Source organism: Haloechinothrix halophila YIM 93223 (assembly GCF_000504245.1).
Classification (GTDB): Bacteria; Actinomycetota; Actinomycetes; order Mycobacteriales; family Pseudonocardiaceae; genus Haloechinothrix_A; species Haloechinothrix_A halophila.
Genome location: NZ_KI632509.1, coordinates 2450779 through 2472940, shown reverse-complemented (window position 1 = coordinate 2472940; position 22162 = coordinate 2450779). Strand labels below are relative to the sequence as shown.

At 69.8% G+C, this 22162-nt stretch carries 23 protein-coding genes; 3 read left to right on the top strand and 20 right to left on the bottom strand.

Annotated elements, in window-relative coordinates:
• Window positions 1-71: 71 nt before the first annotated feature.
• From nusB to AMYHA_RS11245, 3 genes are all read right to left on the bottom strand, one after another.
• Window positions 72-521, bottom strand: coding sequence for a transcription antitermination factor NusB (gene nusB / locus AMYHA_RS11255; RefSeq protein WP_034270765.1), 450 nt, complete (start codon window positions 519-521; stop codon window positions 72-74).
• Entirely contained in the window at window positions 518-1081 is a 564-nt protein-coding gene (gene efp / locus AMYHA_RS11250; RefSeq protein WP_034270762.1) for an elongation factor P, read from the bottom strand. The genes nusB and efp overlap by 4 nt, the downstream gene beginning before the upstream one ends.
• A 129-nt stretch (window positions 1082-1210) precedes the next feature.
• Complete coding sequence (locus tag AMYHA_RS11245) at window positions 1211-2323, bottom strand: M24 family metallopeptidase (protein WP_051399769.1); 1113 nt, start codon at window positions 2321-2323, stop codon at window positions 1211-1213.
• Window positions 2324-2365: 42 nt separating this feature from the next.
• Between AMYHA_RS11245 and AMYHA_RS11240 the strand changes: the two genes are divergently transcribed.
• A complete protein-coding gene (locus AMYHA_RS11240; RefSeq protein ID WP_157362023.1) occupies window positions 2366-2836 on the top strand; it encodes a hypothetical protein in 471 nt (156 codons plus the stop codon).
• Here the strand turns inward: AMYHA_RS11240 and AMYHA_RS11235 are convergent.
• The 7 genes from AMYHA_RS11235 to AMYHA_RS11205 all read right to left on the bottom strand — a co-directional run bounded on the left by AMYHA_RS11235 (window position 2809) and on the right by AMYHA_RS11205 (window position 8860).
• Window positions 2809-4341: a glycoside hydrolase family protein gene (locus tag AMYHA_RS11235; protein ID WP_157362021.1), complete on the bottom strand. Its 1533-nt coding sequence runs from the start codon at window positions 4339-4341 to the stop codon at window positions 2809-2811. The genes AMYHA_RS11240 and AMYHA_RS11235 overlap by 28 nt on opposite strands.
• Window positions 4338-4769, bottom strand: a complete 432-nt coding sequence (gene aroQ / locus AMYHA_RS11230) for a type II 3-dehydroquinate dehydratase (RefSeq protein ID WP_034270758.1) — start codon at window positions 4767-4769, stop codon at window positions 4338-4340. The genes AMYHA_RS11235 and aroQ overlap by 4 nt, the downstream gene beginning before the upstream one ends.
• Window positions 4766-5929 carry a 3-dehydroquinate synthase gene (aroB, locus tag AMYHA_RS11225; RefSeq protein ID WP_051399767.1) on the bottom strand — a complete coding sequence of 388 codons (1164 nt, stop codon included), beginning with the start codon at window positions 5927-5929 and terminating at the stop codon, window positions 4766-4768. Before aroB ends, aroQ begins: the two co-directional genes overlap by 4 nt.
• Before the next feature lie 69 nt (window positions 5930-5998).
• Window positions 5999-6547, bottom strand: coding sequence for a shikimate kinase (locus AMYHA_RS11220; protein ID WP_034270755.1), 549 nt, complete (start codon window positions 6545-6547; stop codon window positions 5999-6001).
• A gap of 70 nt (window positions 6548-6617) precedes the next feature.
• Window positions 6618-7811 carry a chorismate synthase gene (gene aroC / locus AMYHA_RS11215; RefSeq protein WP_034270753.1) on the bottom strand — a complete coding sequence of 398 codons (1194 nt, stop codon included), beginning with the start codon at window positions 7809-7811 and terminating at the stop codon, window positions 6618-6620.
• Between the two features lie 36 nt (window positions 7812-7847).
• Entirely contained in the window at window positions 7848-8408 is a 561-nt protein-coding gene (locus tag AMYHA_RS11210; protein ID WP_051399766.1) for a prepilin peptidase, read from the bottom strand.
• Window positions 8409-8488: 80 nt separating this feature from the next.
• Window positions 8489-8860 (bottom strand): hypothetical protein, encoded by a 372-nt coding sequence (locus AMYHA_RS11205; protein ID WP_034276777.1) that lies wholly within the window; start codon window positions 8858-8860, stop codon window positions 8489-8491.
• 236 nt (window positions 8861-9096) lie between these two features.
• Here AMYHA_RS11205 and AMYHA_RS11200 point away from each other — a divergent pair, with 236 nt between their 5' ends.
• Window positions 9097-9909 (top strand): serine hydrolase domain-containing protein, encoded by an 813-nt coding sequence (locus tag AMYHA_RS11200; protein ID WP_034276774.1) that lies wholly within the window; start codon window positions 9097-9099, stop codon window positions 9907-9909.
• A gap of 50 nt (window positions 9910-9959) precedes the next feature.
• On the opposite strand, the gene AMYHA_RS11195 is transcribed toward AMYHA_RS11200, so the two are convergent.
• From AMYHA_RS11195 to AMYHA_RS11155, 9 genes are all read right to left on the bottom strand, one after another.
• Window positions 9960-10907, bottom strand: coding sequence for a D-2-hydroxyacid dehydrogenase family protein (locus AMYHA_RS11195; protein ID WP_034270751.1), 948 nt, complete (start codon window positions 10905-10907; stop codon window positions 9960-9962).
• Window positions 10908-11090: 183 nt separating this feature from the next.
• The gene (locus tag AMYHA_RS11190) at window positions 11091-11948 is read right to left on the bottom strand and encodes a shikimate dehydrogenase (RefSeq protein WP_084037079.1); all 858 of its coding nucleotides are present in this window, start codon (window positions 11946-11948) and stop codon (window positions 11091-11093) included.
• 3 nt (window positions 11949-11951) lie between these two features.
• Window positions 11952-13544, bottom strand: coding sequence for an endolytic transglycosylase MltG (mltG, locus tag AMYHA_RS11185; protein WP_051399765.1), 1593 nt, complete (start codon window positions 13542-13544; stop codon window positions 11952-11954).
• Window positions 13545-13823: 279 nt separating this feature from the next.
• The gene (gene ruvX, locus AMYHA_RS11180) at window positions 13824-14324 is read right to left on the bottom strand and encodes a Holliday junction resolvase RuvX (protein WP_034270748.1); all 501 of its coding nucleotides are present in this window, start codon (window positions 14322-14324) and stop codon (window positions 13824-13826) included.
• Between the two features lie 25 nt (window positions 14325-14349).
• Window positions 14350-17013, bottom strand: a complete 2664-nt coding sequence (gene alaS, locus AMYHA_RS11175) for an alanine--tRNA ligase (RefSeq protein ID WP_034270745.1) — start codon at window positions 17011-17013, stop codon at window positions 14350-14352.
• Between the two features lie 103 nt (window positions 17014-17116).
• Entirely contained in the window at window positions 17117-17437 is a 321-nt protein-coding gene (locus AMYHA_RS11170) for a hypothetical protein (protein WP_034270742.1), read from the bottom strand.
• Window positions 17434-17841 carry a DUF948 domain-containing protein gene (locus AMYHA_RS11165; RefSeq protein ID WP_034270739.1) on the bottom strand — a complete coding sequence of 136 codons (408 nt, stop codon included), beginning with the start codon at window positions 17839-17841 and terminating at the stop codon, window positions 17434-17436. Before AMYHA_RS11165 ends, AMYHA_RS11170 begins: the two co-directional genes overlap by 4 nt.
• 119 nt (window positions 17842-17960) lie before the next feature.
• Complete coding sequence (locus AMYHA_RS11160) at window positions 17961-19373, bottom strand: replication-associated recombination protein A (RefSeq protein ID WP_034270737.1); 1413 nt, start codon at window positions 19371-19373, stop codon at window positions 17961-17963.
• Between the two features lie 36 nt (window positions 19374-19409).
• Window positions 19410-20594 (bottom strand): hypothetical protein, encoded by a 1185-nt coding sequence (locus AMYHA_RS11155; protein ID WP_034270734.1) that lies wholly within the window; start codon window positions 20592-20594, stop codon window positions 19410-19412.
• Window positions 20595-20626: 32 nt separating this feature from the next.
• Here AMYHA_RS11155 and AMYHA_RS11150 point away from each other — a divergent pair, with 32 nt between their 5' ends.
• Complete coding sequence (locus tag AMYHA_RS11150; protein ID WP_034276766.1) at window positions 20627-21148, top strand: DUF309 domain-containing protein; 522 nt, start codon at window positions 20627-20629, stop codon at window positions 21146-21148.
• Window positions 21149-21287: 139 nt separating this feature from the next.
• Here the strand turns inward: AMYHA_RS11150 and AMYHA_RS11145 are convergent, their stop codons facing one another.
• The gene (locus AMYHA_RS11145; RefSeq protein ID WP_034270731.1) at window positions 21288-21971 is read right to left on the bottom strand and encodes an HAD family hydrolase; all 684 of its coding nucleotides are present in this window, start codon (window positions 21969-21971) and stop codon (window positions 21288-21290) included.
• Between the last annotated feature and the right edge of the window lie 191 nt (window positions 21972-22162).

The window sequence follows — 22162 nt, the reverse complement described above, 5'->3', positions numbered from 1 at the left end:
TGCGCGGGCGGCCATGCGGCGTGATCAGTGCGCTCTCGCGCGGTGAGAGCCGCACCGGACGACCGCTCGGTTCAGAGCACCGTGCGGAGCCGGTCGGCGATACTGCCGAGCCTGCCGAGCACGCCGTTGATGAACCGGGGCGAGTCGTCGGTCGAGAGTTCCTTCGCGATGCCGACCGCCTCGTCGATGGCCACCGGGTCGGGCACGTCGTTCGCCCACAGCAGTTCGTACACGCCGACGCGCAGCACCGCGGCGTCGACCGGTGGCATCCGGTCGACCGTCCAGCCCTGTGCGTGCTCGGCGAGCAGCTCGTCGATGTGCGCCTGGTGCGCCGTCACGCCCTCGACCAGGGTGATCGTGTAGTCAGCGATCGGATCGACATCCGGTGAGCCCACCCGGCCCGACAGCAGGGTGACGGCGTCAGTGTCGCGTTGCCGCGCCTCGTAGAGGATCTCCACCGCGCGCCTGCGCGCGTCCCGCCGCGACGGCGGGCGGGCACGCGTGGCGGAACCGGTGCTCAACTGGAGACGCGGCCGAGGTAGCGGCCGTCCCTGGTGTCGACCTTGATCTTCTCGCCGCTCTCGACGAACAGCGGCACCTGGACCTCGGCGCCGGTCTCGAGCTTGGCGGGCTTGGTGCCGCCGGTGGAGCGGTCGCCCTGCAGGCCGGGGTCGGTGTGCTCGATCACCAGCTCCACCGAGACCGGCAGCTCGACGAACAGCGGCTCGTTCTCGTGGAACGAGACCTGTGCCTCCGAGTTCTCCAGCATGAACTGCGCGGCGTCGCCGACGATCGCAGGCGGCAGCGCGACCTGGTCGTAGGTCTCGCCGTCCATGAACACGTAGTCGGTGCCGTCGTTGTAGAGGTAGGTCATGGTGCGCCGGTCGACGGTCGCGGTGTCCACCTTCGTGCCCGCGTTGAATGTCTTGTCGACGACCTTCCCGCTGAGCACGTTCTTCAGCGTGGTCCGGACGAACGCACCGCCCTTACCCGGCTTGACGTGCTGGAAGTTCACGACGGACCACAGCTGGCCGTCAAGGTTGAGGACCATGCCGTTCTTCAGGTCGTTAGTGGTGGCCACGAGTCTCCAGCTCTCCTGTTACGAATCTGCGCATACTGTGCCGGTAGATACCAATCCGACCGGAAGTAAGCCGACTGGCAGGTCGAGCGAGTATGCCAGTCGCCGTACTTCCGGTCTTCTTGGTATGCACTAGACGGTCACCAGGTCCCGCGTCGCGAGCGTCAGCACGTCGTTGTCGCCCTCACCGACAACCACGACGTCTTCGATCCGCACACCGCCACGGCCGGCGAGATACACGCCCGGCTCGACGGTGACCGTCATACCGGCGGAAAGTGTACCTACGCCCGTCTTGGCCAGACTCGGTGCCTCATGGACATCGAGGCCAACGCCATGACCGAGGCCGTGGAGGAACTCGTCGCCGTAGCCCGCGCGCTCGATCACACCGCGTGCCGCCTCGTCGACGTCGGAGACCTTCTCGCCCGCTCGTGCCGAGGTGACACCGGCGGACTGCGCGGTCATCACCAAGTTGTAGAGGTCGCGCTGCCACGCCGCGGGCCTGCCGATGACCAGCGTCCGGGTCATGTCGGAGTGGTAGCCGTCGATGATCGCGCCGAAGTCCAGCTTGACGAAGTCGCCATCGGCGAGCACCGCGTCGGTCGGCCGGTGGTGCGGGATCGCCGAGTTCGCCCCGGCCGCCACGATCGTGGCGAACGACGGGCCCTCCGAGCCGTGGTCGAGCATCAGGTTCTCCAGCTCGCGCGCCACCTGACGTTCGGTCCAGCCCGCCCGGACACCACCGTGCTCGATCAGGTCGGCCAGTGCGCGGTCGGCGGCGGCGCAGGCCATCCGCAGCGCCTCGATCTCGGTGGCGTCCTTGACGGTGCGAAGGTGTTCGGTCAGGCCGGGCGTCGGCCGCAGCTCGATGCCCGACGCGAGCTGGGCCAGCGTCTCGAACGTGTCCACGGTGACGTGGTTGCTCTCGAACCCGAGCACGCCGTGGGCCGACCGCTGTTCGGCCGCCCGCGCCACCAGCGCGGGGGCGGTGGCGCGTTCCAGCACGTGCTCCAGGTCCGGCACCTGCGTCTCCGCCTGCGTGGCGTAGCGGCGGTCGGTGCAGAACACCGTCCGCTCCTCGCCGTCGGCGTGCACCAGCAGCGCGGCATTGGAGCCGGTGAACCCGGTGAGGTAGCGGATGTTGTGCAGGTTGGTGACGAGCAGCGCGTCGAGTTCGGCGTCGGCGAGCAGCGCACGCAGCGCGCCACGCCTGGTCTGATGGCTGCGGTCGAGTTGCGAATCGGGCACGCCCCGAGCCTAGCGGTCCGGTGACTCTCCTACAGTGGACCCGTGCCTGCTTGGTTGATTCGCGGTCTCGTGCTCGCCCTCGTCTACGCCGCCGCTGCTGTGGGCGTGGCGTGGGCCGACGTGTTCCACCGCGACGCCATGACCGTTGTGACGTCGGTGGTGTTCGCGGCCATGCTGGGTATCGCGCTCACGTGGGGCGCGATCGACGGCTGGCTGCGCTTACCCGAACGCGCCAGGACGTGGGTCTATGCCGCGCTGACCGCGGGCCCGGTCGCCGGGATCGCGTACGTGATCGGCCGTGCGGTGTTCATCGACCAGACCGGGGTGTCCGCGCTGGGTGTGCAGCTCACCAGCGGCGCGGCGTTCTTCGTGCTGCTGGTGATCGTGCCCGCGTGGCTGGGGCAGTTCGTGGGCCGCAGGGTCTCGCCGGATCCGGCCACCCCCATAGCGGACACCGAGGACACTGGAGACACCCGGGATGCCGGTCAGCCGAGCGGCGACGCCACGGGGTAGGCGCCCCAGGCGATGTCGCCGACGGTGCGCATGGGCGATTCGTTGCGCCGCGCGATCCGTTTCGCCAGCGCCGGGGTCCGCAGCGGCCAGAGCCGCCCGTCGTCCAGCAATAGTCCGGTCTGCCCGTCGCGCGAGCGCAGCACCGGCGCGGCGCTGTTGAGCCGTGCGGCGACGTTGAGATCAGGGAGCGAGGGCCGCCGTCCGAGCGTGCCGTCGCTGGCGAGGATCGTCGCCACCGAACGCCGTTCCACCCGGATGAGTTCGCCGTCGGTGATCAGGTCCATGGTGTGTTCCGGCGAGGGGAACGCGTAGCCGTCGAGCAGCCGCAGCGCGTCCGCGTGGGTGGCGCAGCCCCGCGCGCCGACCACGTCGACGCCGACGTGCCGCAGACCAGTGCGCTTGGGCGTGCCCCGAGCCGCCCGGACGAGGTCGACCGGAACCGTGCCGCAGGGATCCCGCTCCGAGCGGGGCGCGTGCCCGGCGGGGGCGCGGACGAGACCGGGACCGTCCCTGCCGACACCCCGTACCGTGAGGCGCCGGTACGGATGTCCGCTGAAGCCGCGGTCCCAGAACGTCAGCGTGGTGCCGGTACCACTCCGGTGGGCGACGACGAAGGCGTCCAGCAGGTCCACCCACATCAGGTCGGCGTCGGCGGCATCCGCGAGCGATCGAGTGCGCGCCGCGCCAGTGCCATTGACGGGGTGGAAGCCACGCTCACCGAGCGACTGCACGCGCTTGCGGAACGCGGGATCGCGCGAACGCAGCAGGAACTGCCCCGCGTTCGCGCCGCGGCTCGCGGTGCTGTCGGTGAACAGCAGGTAGAACCAGCCGTCGAGGTGAACGACGGCGGGCCGTCCCGCGCCGTAGCCGTCCCGCTTCGGCCGCGCCGGGCGCACGATCGGTGCACCGCCGCCGATGCGCCGCCAGCGCAGCCCGTTCTTGCTCTTGGCGACGCCGATGGCGTTGCCCGCGCCCGGTTTGCCGGTGGTGCCGGTGTAGTACAGGTAGTAGACGCCGTCGACCTTGATCACCGATGGGTCGCAGGTGTGCGCGGCATCGAATCCGTTCTTGCCGCCGGACAACACGGTCCGTGGCTTCGCGCCGCGCTTCGTGCCACGCACCGTGGTGAATCGTCCGTCGAGATCCCGGGCGCTGGCGTGCAGGATGACGTCGCGTGCCTTCTTCGTGCCGCTCTTGCGCCCACACCACCACAGCCGGGTGCGCGCGCCCTCACTCAGCAACGTCGCGCCGTGATCGGCGGCGGGGGCTGTGCTCGCCGCGATCGCGCGAGGACCACCCCGGTGTCGCGTCACATCGAGCCGCACGGCGGGCTCCGCCGGTGCTTCGGCGTCGGGCGTCTGCGACCGCGACGATGATGGCGACGGCGGGTCAGCGCTGGTCCATGTTCCCTCGACCGTCGTGCAACCGGTTGCCGCGAGGCTCACCACCAGGACCAGCGCGAGCGCCGAGCCGAGCACCGGCGCGCGGCCCATCGCCTGATTCATTCCAGGTGCTTGGCCATCCAGCGCAGCGCCAGCGCGTAGCCGTCGATGCCAAGTCCGGCGATGACCCCGGACGCCACCGCCGAGATCACGCTGTGGTGCCGGAACTCCTCGCGCTGGTAGACGTTCGACAGGTGCACCTCGATCAGCGGCGCGGTGAGCTGCGCGCAGGCGTCGCGCACCGCGATGGAGTAGTGCGTCCACGCGGCGGCGTTGAGCACCACCGGCCACTCGGCGTCCGCCGCCTCGTGCAGCCACTCCACCATCTCGCCTTCGTGGTTGGTCTGCCGGACCGCGACGTCGATGCCGAGCACCGCGCCGGTGCGCTTGCACAGGTCGACGAGGTCGTCGTGCGTGGTCGAACCGTAGATGTCCGGTTCACGGGTGCCGAGCCGGTTCAAGTTGGGCCCGTTGAGCACGAGGACGTTCACAGCAACACTCCTCCATCCGAGCCCTGGTCCGCGGCGACCGCCGAGTACGCGGCCGCGAGCAGTGACGGGTCGGGACCTTCCAGCCTGCCTGGCTTGGCGAGTCCGTCCAGCACGACGAATCGCAGCACCCCGGCGCGGGACTTCTTGTCCTTGCTCATCGTTTCCAGCAGCTGTGGCAACGCGTCGGCGTCGTAGGTGGTCGGCAGCCCGAGCGCGGAGAGCACGGCGGCGTGCCGATCGGCGGTCGCGTCGTCCAGCCTGCCAGCCAGCCGGGCCAGCTCGGCGGCGAAGACCAGTCCGACGCTGACGGCAGCACCGTGCCGCCACCGATAGCGCTCGCGTCGTTCGATGGCGTGCGCGAGGGTGTGGCCGTAGTTGAGGACCTCGCGCAGCATCGACTCGCGCAGGTCTGCCGACACCACGTCGGCCTTGACCTGGATCTTGCGGCGCACCAGCTCGGCGAGTACGTCGCCGGTGGGGTCGACGGCAGCCTTGGGGCCGGCTTCGATCAGGTCCAGGATCACCGGGTCGGCGATGAAGCCGCCCTTGACCACCTCGGCCATGCCCGCGACGAGTTCGTTGCTCGGCAGCGTCTCCAGGGTGGTGAGGTCGACCAGCACCGCGCTCGGCTCGTGGAAGACGCCGACCAGGTTCTTGCCCGCCTCGGTGTTGATGCCGGTCTTGCCGCCCACGGCGGCGTCGACCATGCCGAGCAGGGTGGTCGGCACGTTCACCAGCCGCACGCCGCGCATCCAGGTCGCGGCGACGAATCCGGCGAGGTCGGTGACCGCTCCCCCGCCGAGCCCGATGACCACGCCATCGCGGTCGAGGCCCATCCTGCCGAGCACTTCCCAGCAGAACCCGGCGACCGACAGCGCCTTGCCGTCCTCGGCGTCGGGGATCTCGACGCGGTGCGCGTCGTGGCCCTGCTTGGCGAGTTCGTCGCGCGTGGCCTCGGCGGTGGTGGTCAGCGTCGGCGGGTGGATGATGGCGATCTTCGACGCCCCGGCGACGGCCTGACCCAGCTCACCGAGCAGCCCCCTGCCGATGATCACGTCGTAGGGCTTGGCCGTGTCGACGGTGACGCGCACCGGTTCGCTGGTGCCCGTGCTCACCTGCTCGTCGGCCGCCTCGGCTGGCCCGCCTGTCGGCTCGCTCATCGCTGTCCTTCCTGGGTCTTGCGGTGTCAGTAGGTACCAATCCGACCGAACGTGATCCGACACCGCAGCTCAGCGACGGTAGTCCGTCGGCCCGCCCTCGGTCTCCTTGGTACAGGCCACGACGATCTCGTCGACCACCTCGTCGGGGGTGCGCTCGTCCGTGGCGATCTCGATGGTGGCGACCTCCCGGTACAACGGCAGCCGCTCCTCGAGCATCGCCTTGAACGTCGCGCGCGGGTTCACGCCCGCGAGCAGCGGCCGTGCGGTGGACAGCCCGGTGCGCCGCATGCCGACGGTGAGCCCGACGGTGAGGAACACGACGGTGTGCCCAGCGAGCCGCTTCCTGGTCGCTTCCGAGAGCACCGCGCCGCCGCCGAGTGAGAACACGCCGTCGTGGCGGGTCAGCCCGTCGGCGATGGTGCGCTCTTCCAGCTCGCGGAAGTACGGTTCGCCGTTCTCGGTGAAGATGTCCGAGATGCTGCGGCCCTCCGCCGCTTCGACGTCCGCGTCGGCGTCGGCGAAGTCGCAGCCGAGCCGTTCGGCCAGCAACGGCCCTACGGTGCTCTTGCCCGATCCTGGCGGGCCGATCAGTACTGCCTGGGGACTGCGTGTGGTCACGGCCCTCACGGTAGCCGGTCGCCTCGCGTCCGCCGCCGACCGGCGGGCGTGCCGTGTGGTGATCGCCGCGTCAGCGTGACCACCACTCGCGCAGCCCGTCGAGGTAGGACTCGGCATTGCGGGTCGTCTCCGCGAGCGAGTCGCCGCCGAACTTCTCCAATGCCGCTTCGGCGAGCACCAGCGCGACGACCGATTCCAGCACAACCCCGGCCCTCGGCACCGCGCACACGTCGGAGCGCTGGTGGATCGCGACCGCGGGTTCCTTGGTCTCGACGTCCACCGTCGCGAGCGCGCGCGGCACCGTCGAGATCGGCTTCATCGCGACCCGCACCCGCAGCGGCTCGCCGTTGGTGATGCCGCCTTCCAGGCCACCGGCCCGGTTGGAGCGCCGGGCGACCCCGGCGGGGCCGGTGCCGAGGTCGATCTCGTCGTGCGCCTTGCTGCCCCACCGGCGCGCGGTGGTGAAGCCGTCGCCGACCTCGACGCCCTTCATCGCCTGCACGCCCATCAGCGCGCCGGACAGCCGGGCGTCCAGCCTGCGGTCCCAGTGCACGTGCGAGCCGAGGCCCGGCGGCAGGCCGTAGGTGATGACCTCGATGACGCCACCCACGGTGTCGCCAGCCTTCCGCACGGCGTCGACCTCGGCGATCATCGCCTCCGCACCGGTGGGGTCGAAGGCGCGCACCGGGTTCTCGTCGATCGCGGCGAGGTCGGCTGGGGTCGGCAGCGGGCCGTCCGGGGCCTCGGCGCCGCCGATGCCGACCACATGGCTGATGATCTCGATGTCCAGCAACTGCCGCAGGAACGCCCTCGCGACGGTGCCCAGCGCGGTGCGGGCCGCGGTCTCCCTGGCACTGGCGCGTTCCAGCACGGGGCGGGCCTCGTCGAAGCCGTACTTGAGCATGCCGGGCAAGTCGGCGTGGCCGGGCCGGGGCCGGGTCAGCGGCTCGTTGCGGGCGAGGCCAGCCAGCTCCGACTCGTCGACCGGGTCGGCGGCCATGACCTTCTCCCACTTGGGCCACTCGGCATTGGCGATATGCACCGAGATCGGGCCACCCTGGGTGCGGCCGTGGCGGACGCCACCGGTGAACTCGATGGCGTCGGTCTCGAAGCCCATGCGGGGGCTCCTGCCGAAGCCGAGCCGCCTGCGGGCCAGCTGTTCGCCGAGCTCCGATGTGGTGATCTCCACACCGGCGACCATGCCCTCCATGACTCCGGCAAGGCTCGGACCGTGTGATTCTCCTGCGGTTATCCAGCGCAACACCAGGAGATTTTGTCATGGCGTCGTGCGGGCGGCATATCAGGCCCATGACCACTGCCAAGGGAACACCACAATCGCCCAGGTCGCCGCCAGTAAGCCGGGCCCGTAGGGCACGCCGTCACGCCAGCAGGGTCTTCGCAGCAGCCGGGCCGCCGTGCCGAGCAGGACCGCCACACCGGACGCGAGCAGCATCCCGAGCAGCACGGCCTGCCACCCGACGGCGCCGAGGACGGCACCGACACTGGTAGCCAGCTTGACGTCACCGCCGCCGAGCGAGGCGGGCGCGGCCAGATGCACCGCGAGATGCGCTGCGGTGAGGCTGATCCCGCCCCACGCCGCTGCGCCCAGCACCGCCATCGTTCCCGCGCCGCCCGCGACCGCCACCAGCGCACCGGCGACCACGCCGATGGCGGACAGCGTCAGCGCGTTGGGCAGGCGGCGTCGGGTGAGGTCGCTCGCGGCGAGCGGCACCCCGAGCAGCGTGATCGCGATGGGCACGGGGAGCCACCACGCGGGCAGCCCGTCCGATGCCCACCGGAGTGCGATACAGCCAAGCAGGACGGTGATCGCGGCGACCTGGTAACCGGTGTGAGGAGTCATGATTCCCACGCTGGCCGGTGGTTTCGGTGACCGCAATCACCTCATGTGCGAGTGGAAGCGCTCGCGGGCCACATCGCCGATTACGCCAGCCGTTGGCTCCGTTGGTGGGACAAAAGCAGCAGGGCCCCCGCGAGGATGGCGGCGACGTCGGTCACGACACCCCACACCTCCAGCGTCGTCTGGAACTGCTCCTGCACGCCGAAGAACCCGACGGTCAGCGACATGACGTAGGCGCCGAGCGTGGCCGCGCCGAAGCCCAGGGTCGCCAGCCCGACGAGCCAGTGCCGCCACACCAGCACCGCGATCGCGAGCACGACCGACGCGGCGACGTTGAGCAGGAACATCGGTCCGACGACCGATGTGAAGCGCGCCCAGTCGAACCATCCGATCAGGTGTACGAGGCCTACCCCAAGCAGCGAGACGACGGCGAATAGTCGGATCAGTAGCGACATGAGCCAGCCCTTCGATCGGTGGTACAAGTCGGCGTTAGCATGACGTGCGGTGGTACCGAACACCACATGCGGCCGTTCTTACCTGTTATTCGGTGACGACGCCGGATTGGATTGGCGCGATCCACATCACCTGGCGGTGGTCTGTTCGCGCGCCCGCGCGCCACGGCTGGAAGAGTACGGACGACGAGTGATCCGATCGATCACCGCGCGGCCGGTACCCGATGAGCGAGGATGGGATGCAGAGCGTCAAGTTGATCGAGCAATGGCCCGTCGACCACGCGGCGATGGCGGTGGTCAGCGCCGACGGCTCGGTCGTCGGCAGCTACGGCGACCAGCATCGGGTGTTTCCCCTCGCCTCGGTGACGAAGCTGCTCACCGCCTACACGACGTTGATCGCGATCGAGGAGGGTGTGTTCGAACTCGACACCCCTGCCGGTCCCGAGGGCACGACGGTGCGGGACCTGCTCGCGCACACCTCAGGGCTGGCGTTCAACCAGCACAAGGTGGTCGCCGAGCCGCGTAACCGTCGGCTGTACTCGTCAGCCGGGTTCGAGCAGCTCGCCGACGCGCTGACCGAGGCCGCCGGGATCGAGTTCGCGCGCTATCAGCAGGAAGCGCTGCTGACGCCGTTGTCGATGACCTCGACCCGGCTCAACGGCTCCCCCGGCGCAGGCGCCGAGTCCACCGTGGACGACCTGACTCGCTTCGCCGCCGAGTTGCAGCGGCCGACGTTGCTGCACGCCTCCACCCTCACCGAGGCCACCACGGTGGTGCATCCCGGGCTCAACGGAGTGCTGCCCGGCTTCGGCCACCAGAAGCCGAACGACTGGGGCCTCGGCTTCGAGATCCGCGACGGCAAGAGTCCACACTGGACCGGTACGGCCAGCTCGCCGCGCACGTTTGGCCACTTCGGACAGTCGGGAACGTTCCTGTGGGTCGACCCCGATGCCGGGTTGTCCTGCGTGGCGCTGACCGACCGCGACTTCGGCGCGTGGGCCGCCGAGGTGTGGCCGGAGTTCACCGACGCGGTGCTGGCCGAGCACCGGTAGCGCTGACCCGCCGCGAGGCGCCTGACGGCGCTACCGGACGTCTCGGGCCGTCACTTCGGCGGCGACATCACCCGCACCGGCTCCCCTGCCGCGAACGCGGCGATGTCTTCGACCGCGTCCTCGAAGAACACCCGGTAGACGTCGTCGGCGACGTATCCGATGTGCGGTGTCAGCACCGTGTTGGGCGCCTGCCTGATCGGGTGGTCGGCGGGTAGCGGTTCGGTGTCGTAGACGTCGAGCGCCGCACGAATCCCACCGTGCGTGACCGCGTTGATCAGCGCGTTCTCCTCCACGATCGGGCCGCGCGATGTGTTGACGAGGATCGCGCCCGGTTTCATCAGCGCGAGTTCGTCCGCGCCAAGCAAGCCCCGACTGCGCTCGGACAGCACGAGATGGATCGAGATGACGTCGGCGGTGCGGAGCAGTTCCTCCTCCGAGACGGCTCGCACGCCGTGTTCGGCGGCGCGCTCGTCTGTCAGGTTCTGGCTCCACGCGATCGGGTTCATGCCAAACGCCCTGCCGATGCCAGCGACGGTGGAGCCCAGCCTGCCGAGGCCGATGAGCCCCAGGGTCTTGCCGTGCAGGCTCATGCCGACGGTGCGTTGCCAACCGCCGTCTCGCACGGCACGCTCCTCCTCGGGGATGTGACGGGCGGCGGCGAGGATGAGCGCCCACGTGTGCTCCGCTGTCGGGTGCGGAATGTAGCCGGTGCCGGACACCACGATCCCCTGCTCGTTCGCCGCCGTGAGGTCGATGGCCGCGTTGCGCTGGCCGGTGCTGACGAGCAGCTTGAGGTCGGGCAGCCGCCGCAGCACGTCGGCGGAGAACCGGGTGCGTTCCCGCATGGCTACGACGACGTCGAACCCGGCGAGGGCGGCCACCACGTCGTCCTGGTTCGGGATGTGCTCGGTGAACACCGTGATCTCAGCGTCGAGCCGGTCCCAGTCGGCGAAGGAGCGGGCAACGTTCTGGTAGTCATCGAGGATGGCGATGCGCATACTTCGCACGCTATCCGACCTACCGTTCGGTCGTCTGGTCGGCATGTGGGTGCCCGCGCTGATCCCGCTTTGTTGATCAGCTTCCTGCGCGCTGTGACCACGGGAACCGGACAAAACAGGACATGGCGTGGTTCTCACCCGCAGGAAGTAGATCGACTTCGAGCAGCCGCCACGCCACGGCCCTCAGTCCAGTGGCAGCGGCAGGATGTCGCCGGTGGCGGTGCGCAACGCGTCGCGCATGGCCTCCCGGGGTGCGGCGTGCCCGGTGAACTGCTCGACCTGGCCGAATGCCTGATGCAGCAACATGTCGAGGCCGGTGGCCAGCGAACCACCGCTCGCCTCCCGCGCCTGCGCGAGCGGGGTCGGCCACGGGTGGTAGATCACGTCAAGCAGGCATGGAGCATGCACCAGGTCGTCGATGTGCTCGGCCACCGCGGCTGAGGGCACCGTGCTGACCAGTGCCGCCGATTTCTCCGCGAGGGCACGCCAGTCCACATCGGACCAACGGATGACCTCGACGGTGAGGCCGAGCCCGCGTGCGGCGGCGGCCGTCGGTTCGGCACGGGCGGGATCGCGCGCGACGACGCGGACCTCCGTGAGGTCGAGTTCGGCGAACGCCGTCACCGCGGCCGCGGCCGTGCCTCCTGCGCCGACCACGACACCCGGGCCACTGCCCCCACCGAACTCGCCCGCTGCCCGCAGCGCGCCGACGACGCCCGCGACGTCGGTGCAGTCCGCGCGCCAGCCGCCGTCGATCCGCACCAGCGTGTTCGCGGCTCCCACGGCGGCCGCACGCGACGTCGCCTCGGTCGCGTACTCCAGTGCCGCTCGCTTGCCCGGCATGGTCACCGACAACCCGGCCCACTCCGGCCCGAGACCGGCCACGAAGGACGGCAACCCTTCTGCGTCGACCTCGCACCGCTCGTAGGTCCAGCCGGTCAGGCCGAGCGCGTCGTAGGCCGCCTGATGCAACACCGGCGACAGCGAGTGCGCCACCGGCTTGCCGAGCACGGCGGCCTTGCGGGACGTTCCGGCAGTCACGGCTCACCAGACCCCGCGCCGCTGCGCGTCCGCGACGTTGGCCCTGTGCTGCTTGTAGGTGTCCGCGAAGCAGGACAGGCCGTTCTTCTCGCACCGGACGAAGTAGAGCCACGACCCTTTGGCAGGCTGCTGCGCCGCCCCCAGCGCCTCCGTGCTCGGCGACGAGATCGGCGTCGGCGGCAGGCCCGTGTTCCGGTACGTGTTGTACGGCCCGTCCTTCGCCCGGTCCTTGCCGGACGTGCGGATATTCGGCTGGTCGAGCACGTAGTTGATGGTGGAGTCCATCTCCAGCCGCATGTCCTTCTTGAGCCGGTTGTAGATCACCCGCGAGATCTTGCGGAAGTCGGCTTCGACGCCTTCACGTTCGATCACCGACGCCATCACGATGACCTCGTACGGGCTGTAGCCGGTCTTCTCCGCGCCGCCCGGCAGACCAGCCGCCTCGTAGCGGGACGCCGAAGTGCCCAACACCTCGGTGAGCAGTTCCTCCGCCGACCAGCCCGGTTTGACGTCGTAGAGGCCGGGCGCGATGAGCCCTTCCAGCCGCCGGTCGGCCGGTGCGCCGCCCGCACCCCGCGCCAGCCACTTCGGCACACCCAACGCGGCGAGGTCGGTGTTCGCGGCGGCCTCGCGCAGCTCCTCGGCGCTCACACAGGTGCTTTCACCGTCGAGCTTGGTACACGATGCCTTGGACAGCGCGCTGAACACACCGACCGATTGTTTGCCGTTAGCCAGTTCGACGTCGTGCAGTTGGCTGCCGCTCTTGAGCTGGAGATGCCCGACCCTGGCCTGCTCGTCGAGCAGTGAGTCCAGCGCGTTGGCGCCGGACGCCTGCGCGCGCACCTTGTAGTAGCCGGGCTGGATGCCTCGGATCTCGGTGTTGCCCTGGGCGGCGACCAGGAACGCCTGCTTGCTGGCGACGACGTCGGCCTCGGCGAGCGTGCTGGCGATGGCGCTGGTCGAGTCGCCTTCGGACACCTTGATGACGACGTCGGCGACGCCGGCGCCCTCATAGTTGTCGTAGTTGATGCCGAGGAGTTCCTGTGAGCCGAACCAGATGGCTGCCGCGAGCCCCGCGATCACGCTGAGGGCGGCGATCCAGCCGAAGAACCGGCGGCGTTTCCTGGCGCCCTTGCCGCGTCCGCGCGGTGGCCGTGACGCCGCTGGCCGCCGGTCACGCCCGGATTTCCTGCCCGACCGCTCGGAAGGCCTGCCACGCTCCTGGCGGCTCGGCGGGACCTCGGCGGGACGCGCGTCCTCGGCGTACTCGTCGTAGTCCGCGCGCTCGTCGTCATAGGCATAGTCGCCGTCATAGGCATCATCACGAGCACCGTACGGGCGGTCATGAGCCTCGTAGGCGCCGTAGTCAGCGGCGTCGTAGCCGTAATCGGGGTAGTTCGCGTAGTCGGGGCGGGCCGTGTAGCCACTGCTGTAGCCGTCGAAGCCTTCGAACTGAGGACGGGGCTCGCGCGGCTCCTCCTGGTAGTAGCGCGGCGGCGGCCGTTCGATGTCGCGCTCGCGCGCCGGGGGGCGGACGTCGCCCGGCGGGGGCTCTGGCGCGGCCCTGCGCCGCCGCGCCGGCGGCTCCTCCGGCATCCGGCGCGCACGTGGTGGCGGCTCCTGCGGCCGTGGGGGTGGTTCCGGTGCACCTGGCGGTGGCCCGGCAGGACGTCCCTGCGGTGGTGGCGCGGCGCGCCGCGGTGCCCTGGCCGGTGGCGCGCCTTGCGGACGCTGCGGCGGAGCCGCGCGCCTGCGCGGGGGCACCCCCGGCTCGTGACCGGCGCCGGGCGGCGGCATCGGACGTCGTCGCGGCGGGTGCCCTGGCGGCCTCGGTGGTCGCCCCGGCTCGTCGTCCCCTCGGTACGGACCCGTCACTTAAGAACCTTCCGTACCGGGTTCACTCGTCCGACGCCGTGAGGCGCGTGCATCCAACCACCCTTGCAGAATCTCGACCGCGGCCGCTTGATCGACGACAGCGCGTTGCTTACGACCTTTGACACCCCTATCAGACAACATCTTGGTCGCGCTTACCGTGCTCAACCGCTCGTCCGCGAGCCGCACCGAGACCGCGCCCAGCCGTTCGCGTAGCCGGTCCGCGTAGCCGACAGCGGTCTCCGCCGCCGCACCGTGCCGATTCCGCAACGTCCGGGGCAACCCCACGATCACCTCGACCACGTCGTGCTCAGCCACGAGCCGCACTACCTGCTCGATGTCACTATCCGCGTCTATATCACGCGCAAGAGTCACAAGCGGTGTGGCAAGCATAGGCGAAGGATCACTCAGCGCGATACCCACTCGCACCGATCCGACGTCGACGGCCAACCGACGTCCGCTACCGGGGTCGTCCGCTCCTGGGGTGTCGGGGCGCCTGCTCATACGCGCGCACGGAACCGGGCTTCAGTCACGCCGCATCCCTGATGGTCGCCTCGACCGCGTGGATCGCCTGCTCGATGCCAGCGGGGTTGGTGCCACCGCCCTGCGCGAGGTCCGGCTTGCCGCCGCCCCTGCCGCCGATCGCCTCGGCGAAGCCGGGAACGAGCTTGCCAGCGGCGAAGCCCTTGTCGCGGGCTTCCGCCGTCGTGGCGACGGCGAAGCTGACCTTCTCCTCGCTCGGCGAGAACAGCGCCACGATGCCGGGCCGGGAGCCGAGCCGGTTGCGCACCTCGCCGGTGAGCTTGCGCAGCCCGCCCGCGTCGATGCCTTCGGCGACCTTGGCCGCGACCAGTGAGATGCCGTCGACGTCGCGGGCCTGCCCAGCCAGTTCGCCCGCCGAGCCCAACACCTGCTGGGTGCGCAGCGTCTCGATCTCCTTCTCGGCGTCGCGAAGCCGCTTGAGGACGTCCTCGATGCGCTCCGGCAGCTGCTCGGTCGGCACCTTGAACGTGCCAGCCAGTTGCGAAACGAGCAGCTGTTCCTTGCGGACGTACTGCAACGCGTCCTTACCGACCAGTGCCTCGACGCGGTGCACGCCTGAGCCGATGGACGAGTCGCTGACCAGCTTCACCAGTCCGAGCTGGCCGATGCGCTCGACGTGGGTGCCGCCGCACAGCTCGCGGGAGTACTCGCCCATGTCGACCACGCGGACGTTGTTGCCGTACTTCTCGCCGAACAGCGCGACCGCGCCCATCTCGAGCGCCTTGTCCATCGACGTCGTGTAGGACTGCACCTCGACGTCGTTGACGAGGTACTCGTTGACCTCTTCCTCGACGGCGGTGAGCACGTCGGCCGAGACCGACTTCGGTGAGGTGAAATCGAACCGCATCCTGCCCGGCGAGTTCAGCGACCCCGCCTGTGCCGCACGCCTGCCGTACGCGCCACGCACGGCGGCGTGGACGAGGTGGGTCGCGGAGTGCGAGCGCTGGATCGACATCCGGCGGGCCTCGTCGACCGATCCCGTGACCTCGGTGTCCAATCCGATCTCACCGCCGATGACTTCGACGGTGTGCACGAACAGGCCAGGCACGTTCTTCTGCACGTCGAGCACCTTGGCCTCGCCGGATGAGCCGATCAGCACGCCGGTGTCGGCGATCTGGCCACCGCTTTCGGCGTAGAACGGGGTGCGGTCCAGCACCAGTTCGGCCTTCTGGCCCTCGCGGACGCTGGCGACCGACTGCCCGTCGTGCAGCAGCCCGAGCACCTTCGCGGTGGCCTGCAGGTCGGTGTAGCCGAGGAACTGTGTCTCGCCGTGCCGCTCAAGCAGGTCACGGTAGGCCGACAGGTCGGCGTGGCCGGTCTTCTGCGTCGCCGCGTCGGCCTTGGCGCGCTCCCGCTGCTGCTCCATCAGCGAGCGGAAGCCGTCCTCGTCGACCTCGAGGCCTTGTTCGGCGGCCATCTCCAGCGTCAGGTCGATCGGGAACCCGTAGGTGTCGTGGAGCTGGAACGCCTTGTCGCCTGCCAAGATCGAGCTGCCTGCCTGCTTGGCCTTCTCGGCGGCGATGTCGAAGATCTTCGAGCCGGTGGTCAGCGTAGCGAGGAAGGTCTCCTCCTCCTGCGCCATGACGTCGTTGATGCGCTCGAAGTCGCGGGCGATCTCCGGGTAGGACGGGGCCATGGCGTCGCGGACGACGGCGGCGAACTCCGGCAGCACCGGCTCCTGCACGCCGAGCAGCCGCACCGAGCGCACGATGCGCCGCAGCAGCCGACGCAGCACGTAGCCGCGCGCCTCGTTGCCGGGCGTGACGCCGTCGCCGATGAGCATGGCGCCGGAGCGGGCATGGTCGGCGATGACGCGGAACCGGACGTCGTCCGGGTGGTTGTCGCCGTAGCTGCGGCCGGAGATTTCCTCGGCCTTGGCGATGACGGGGCGCACCAGGTCGGTCTCGTAGACGTTCGACACGCCCTGCAGCAGGTAGGCGACCCGCTCGACGCCCATGCCGGTGTCGATGTTCTTCTTCGGCAGCTCCCCGATCGGCGGGAAGCCCTTCTTCGGCGGGTCCTCGCCCCTGATGTCCTGCATGAACACCAGGTTCCATATCTCGAGGAAGCGGTCCTCGTCGACGACGGGACCACCGTCGCGGCCGTACTCGGGGCCGCGGTCGTAGTAGATCTCCGAGCACGGACCGCCGGGACCGGGCACGCCCATGTCCCAGTAGTTGTCCTCGGCGTTGCGGTACTGGATGCGCTCCGGCGGGATGTCGGTGAGCTTGCTCCAGAGCGCGGCCGCCTCGGCGTCGTGCTCGAACACGGTGACCCAGATGCGGCCGGGGTCGAAGCCGTAACCGCCGTCGGCCTGCGACTTGGTGACCAGGTCCCAGGCGTAGGTGATCGCGCCTTCCTTGAAGTAGTCACCGAACGAGAAGTTGCCCGCCATCTGGAAGAACGTGTTGTGGCGGGTGGTCTTGCCTACCTCGTCGATGTCGCCGGTGCGCACGCACTTCTGCACACTCGTCGCGCGCGGGTACGGCGCGGGCACCTCACCGAGGAAGTACGGCTTGAACTGCACCATCCCCGCGTTCACGAACAGCAGGTTCGGATCGTCGAGGATCAGCGAGGCGCTGGGCACCTCGGTGTGCTCCGCCGACGTGAAGTGGCGGAGGAAGCGATTGCGGATCTCGTGAGTTTCCACGTGGTGGTCCTGTGTCTTGTGGTCTGTTCTCGGGCGTGACCCGTGCCGGGTCAGCCTGGGTGGGTAGCAGCGACGGGGACAGGCGGACAGCGGCGAGCTCGGCTCAGCCGTCCGCCTGGGGCGCTCGCGTCGGCCGTGCCGCCCGCTCGGAGCCGTAGGCATGCCTGCCCCGGGGCGCGTCCACGTGCCGTGTCGGCACGCCTGTCTGCCGCGTCACCGTCTCGTGCAGCTCCTGCTCTCGTTCGGTCATGCCCGCGCGCACCTCAGCGCCGAACGCGCCGACCGCGCTCGCGAGTTCGCGCATCGCGTCCCCCAGGTTCGAGGCTAACCCCGCGGGAGTCGCCTGGCGAGCGGTGTTGCTCGCCTTACGCGACAGCGCCACACCCGCGGCGATGCCAACGCCAAGCCAGAACATCCGCTTCACTTCCTGCCTCGTTTCCTCGTCCGGCGGGCGTGCTTGCCGACCTCACCCGCCTTGGCCTGCTTGCGTGCCTTGATCGCCTTGCTCACGCCATAGGAGAACGCCGCCGTCTTCACCAGTGGGCCGCCGAGGGTCGCGGTGAACACCGACGACAACGCCGATGCGTTGCTCGACACCTGCTGCACGTTGGCCGTGACGCCGTCCACCCGCTCCAGCTGGGTGTTGACGTGGGTGATGGTGTCGTTCGCGCCGATCAGCAGCGGGTCGCCGCGCTCGTGCGCCTTGCGGATCGCCACAGTGGTCTCGTCCAGTGTACGGCCGAGCTTGACCAGGGGTATCGCGAGCAGGATGACCAACAGCACGAATGCTCCTGCTGCAACGAGCGCTGCGATGTGCCCTGGCGACACGGGGCCTCCTCCATCTGACGTGCCGGAACGTTCGTCAGGCTACCGCGCGCTGCCCTCGGCCGATGGAGTGACCCGCCGCTGAGCTGGGCGGCGAATCCCAGTGATGGGTCAGGTCGCGGTTACTCCCCGCGCACGGCCGTCCGCAGCTTCGGGACCCGCTCGGCGAGCACGCGCTCCGCGCCCCGATCGGTCGGATGGTAGTAATCCGTGCCGACCAACTCGTCGGGCGGATACTGCTGCGCCAGCACACCTTCGGCGACGCTGTGCGGGTACGCGTAGCCCTGCGCGTTGCCCAGCCGCTTCGCCCCGGTGTAGTGCCCGTCGCGCAGGTGTGACGGCACGGTGCCCGCCTTGCCCGCCCGTACGTCGGCCAGCGCTGCGTCGATGCCGCTGATCACCGCGTTGGACTTCGGCGCGGTCGCCAGGTGCACCGTGGCCTGTGCCAGCGCGAGCCTGCCCTCCGGCATGCCGATGAACTGCACCGCGTTCGCGGCGGCCACCGCTGCCTGCAGTGCGGTGGGATCGGCCATACCGATGTCCTCGCTGGCGTGCACCACCAGTCTGCGCGCGATGAACCGCGGGTCCTCCCCCGCCTCGACCATGCGCGCCAGGTAGTGCAGCGCGGCGTCGACGTCCGAACCCCTGATCGACTTGATGAACGCGCTGATGACGTCGTAGTGCTGGTCGCCGTCCCGGTCGTAGCGCACCGCGGCCTTGTCGACGGTGGCCTCCACCGTGGCCAGCGAGATACTCGGCCGCGCGCCGGTCTCGCCGGACGTATCGCCTGGGGTGTCCGCGGTGCCGTCGGTGTCGTCTGGGGTCATGGCGTCGGCGGCGGCTTCCAGCGCGGTCAGCGCCCGCCGCGCGTCGCCGCCCGCCAGCCGCACCAGGTGGGCGCGGGCGTCGTCGTCGAGGTCGTACGCGCCGCCGAGGCCCCGTTCGTCGGTCAGCGCGCGGGTGATGACCTCGCTGATGTCGTCGTCGGTGAGCGAGCGCAGTTGCAGCACCAGCGAGCGTGACAGCAGCGGCGACACCACCGAGAACGACGGGTTCTCCGTGGTCGCGGCCACCAGCAGCACCGTTCGGTCCTCCACCGCGCTGAGCAGGGCGTCCTGCTGGGTCTTGGAGAACCGATGCACCTCGTCGATGAACAACACGGTGTCCTCGGCGGCATGCGAGCGCCTGCGGCGGGCGGCGTCGATCACGCCGCGCACCTCCTTGACCCCGGAGGACAACGCCGACAGCGCGATGAATCTGCGTCCGGTCGCACCCGCCATCAGGTAGGCCAGCGTGGTCTTGCCGGTGCCCGGTGGGCCGAACAGGATCACCGAGGCGGGCGCGGCGCCCTCCACCAGCCTGCGCAGCGGCGCGCCCTCGCCGAGCAGGTGTGCCTGGCCGACGACGTCGTCGAGGCTGCGTGGGCGCATCCGCACCGCGAGCGGCGCGGCGGGGTCGGGGGCATCGTCTGTGGCGTGCTGGTGTTCGCCGTTGTCACGCACGTCCCGGTTGACGGTGAACAGTTCGTCCTGCACGGCTCACACGCTACCGCGTGGCACCGACACGATGAGCTACCGGAACGCCGGATACAACGCGAGCTCGAGGCCGGGGCCGAAGCGCTGCTCGATCGCCGCTGCGACGCTGGCGGCGTGCTCGGCGATCTGGTCGGCGTGCAGCTGCTCCGCTCGTGCGGCCAGCTCGCGCCACCAGGACTCCAGCGCCGCCGCCCTGCTGGTCGAGCCGGTGTCGTTCGCGTCGCCGAGGCCGGACAGCTCCCGCGCGGTCTGCGTCCACACGCACGCGATGTGGCTGTCCAGTAGCGCGCCGGTGAACTCGTCGTCGTCGGCGAGCCGCGGCCAGATTCCGATCACCTCGGCGCGCCACGCGGCGATCATCGCCTCGCTCATCCCGGCTGGGAGTGCGAGCGCGCCGCGCCAGAATGCGAACGGCACCCGCAGGTGCGCGACGTCGATCATGGCGTTGCGCACCCTGCCGTGCTCGAAGTCGAGGAATTGCACCCCGTCGCTGGTGACGAGGTTGTTCTCAGGGGCGAGATCCACCGGGGAGAACGCCCGGTACTCGCCGTCGTTGAGCCGCCGCGACGCCACCGTCACCTGTTCGGCGACCGCATCGGGCGTCTCGACGCCGAGCACGTCCGCCAGCACACCGGGCAGCTGGTCGGCGGCGTCGGCCGCCTCGGTGTCCTCACGGGCAGGCTGCCCGCCGAACCGGCGCAGCAGCGCGTTGAAATCCGCCTCCCGGTGCGCCGTCGTGGCGTGCATCCTGCCCAGCGCCCGCGCCCACGACAGCAGCGTGCCCTCAGCGGACCTGGCGTCACCGGTACGCAGCTTGTCGGCGAGCGTCGGCGCGCTGCCCAGGTCGGACAGCACGAGCACCCGGTGTGTGACGTCGTGGCCGAGCAGCTCGGGGCACATCCGGTCTTCCGAGGTCAGTGCGGTGAACAGCTGGTAGCTGACCGCCTCAGCCGCGAACGGATCGCTCGCCTCGTCGTCCGGTTGCGGGTAGTGTTTGATCACCAGCGTGCGTGGCAGCGAGAACGGCGAGGACGCCACGGTGGCGCGCACGACGACGGCAGGCCCGCTGCCAGCGAGGTCTTCTGGTTTGGACAACGTGATGGCCGAGCCGAACCGGTTGGCCAACGCCAGCTCGGCAGCGTCCAGCGCTGCGGCAAGAGCGTTGTCGTGCGATTCGCCGTCGACCCGTTCGTCGTCGTGTGCGGAGGTGTCCACGTGCATCAGCTGGGGAGCCTACTAGCGTGGAAGTCGCGATGAGAAGCACCAAACAGTCACAGCACGACCCGCGCGACCGCGATCGCGATGACGAGGGCAGGGCACGAAACGCCAGGCCACGGGACGGTTTGGGCAGGCCACTGCCCTACGGCACCCCCGGAGTCGAGCGCCAGCCTGAAGGCGTAACGCGCTCGCCCGCCCGCACTATTGACGAAGCCCAGCAATTGCTGGACGACGGTAAGCCATTTCACGCGCACGAGGTGTTCGAGGACGCGTGGAAGTCGACCGAGCACGACGAGGAGCGCGCTCTCTGGAAGGGACTGGCGCAGCTCGCTGTCGGACTCACCCACGCGGCGCGCGGCAATCTGGTCGGCGGCGCGCGGCTGCTGCGGCGCGGCGCGGAGCACATCGGCCCCTACGCCGAGCAGCCGCCGCACGGGATCGCCGTCGCCTCGCTGGTGACGTGGGCGGACGGGCTCGCCGCCGAGCTGGACGACGGCGAGCCGATCGACGCGCCGGAAGCCGCAGCGCCTCGGCTGCGGGGTGAGCCCGCGCGGTGAAAGACGCCTTCGCTGCGTTGGGTGCGGTGAATGACGCTTTCACTGCGTTGAACGCAGCGAAGGGGACTCAACGGCACGCGTGGTGGCACCGAACTCGCTGAACGCGCCAGCGACCTGCGAGCACTGGCCGCATCGTGAGTCAGCCCGTTTGAAGGTTGTGGCGGCGCACTAGAGAAGGAAGGTCCGCCAGTCCATCGAGCTGGAACAGGCACCACTGCTCCACGTCGGCGTCCAGGACTCGCTGTGCGGTCGCTTCCCGCAGGATGTGCCCCCACGGCCCCCGACGAACGACAGCGGTGCTGATGCCCAGTTCCGCAGCGGGCCGGATGTCATTGTCCAGACGGTCACCCACGTACAGGATCCGCTCGGCCGGCACGCCGGCCTCGACTATCAAGCGTTCGAAGAAGGCCGTCGAAGGCTTCTCCGCATCCCAACTGTCCGACGTTCCCAGCACGTCGATCGGCAACTCCAGCTCACGCAAGATGTCCTCCGCGCGAGCGGTCTGATTCCCGGCCACACCCACCGTCAAACCCTGCGCACGCAGCTCACCGAGGCACGGCCGCACATCGGGATACAGGTCGATCTCACCGAACGACTCCGGTTGCCCCACCTCGGCCCGGCGTTTGCGTTCGGTCGCCAGGTCGAAGCCCGGCTGGAACACCTGGAACGTCTCACGGTAGTCCTGGCCCTGAGCGACGATCGCGCCGAACACGGCCGAGAAGGTATGCCGAGGAATCCCCAGCCAGTCGGCCCAGGTGCCGTACTCCCTGGTCTCGTCCACCAACACTTCACCGACGTCGAAGAACACCGCGTCAATCGTCATGCCGGCCAGGGTAAGCGGCGTCCGTGCGGGCCGGGGACGCCGCATGGCTGGCCGGTGGCAGCTATCTTCCTACGCCCGCTGCTGGTGGGCTTGTCGGCGTACGAGCCACCCGACCAACGACCCGTCTCCGGCACCCGCGACAGGCGGCCATACGAATCCAGAACGGGCCGCCAGCGCACTGACCTGCGGTA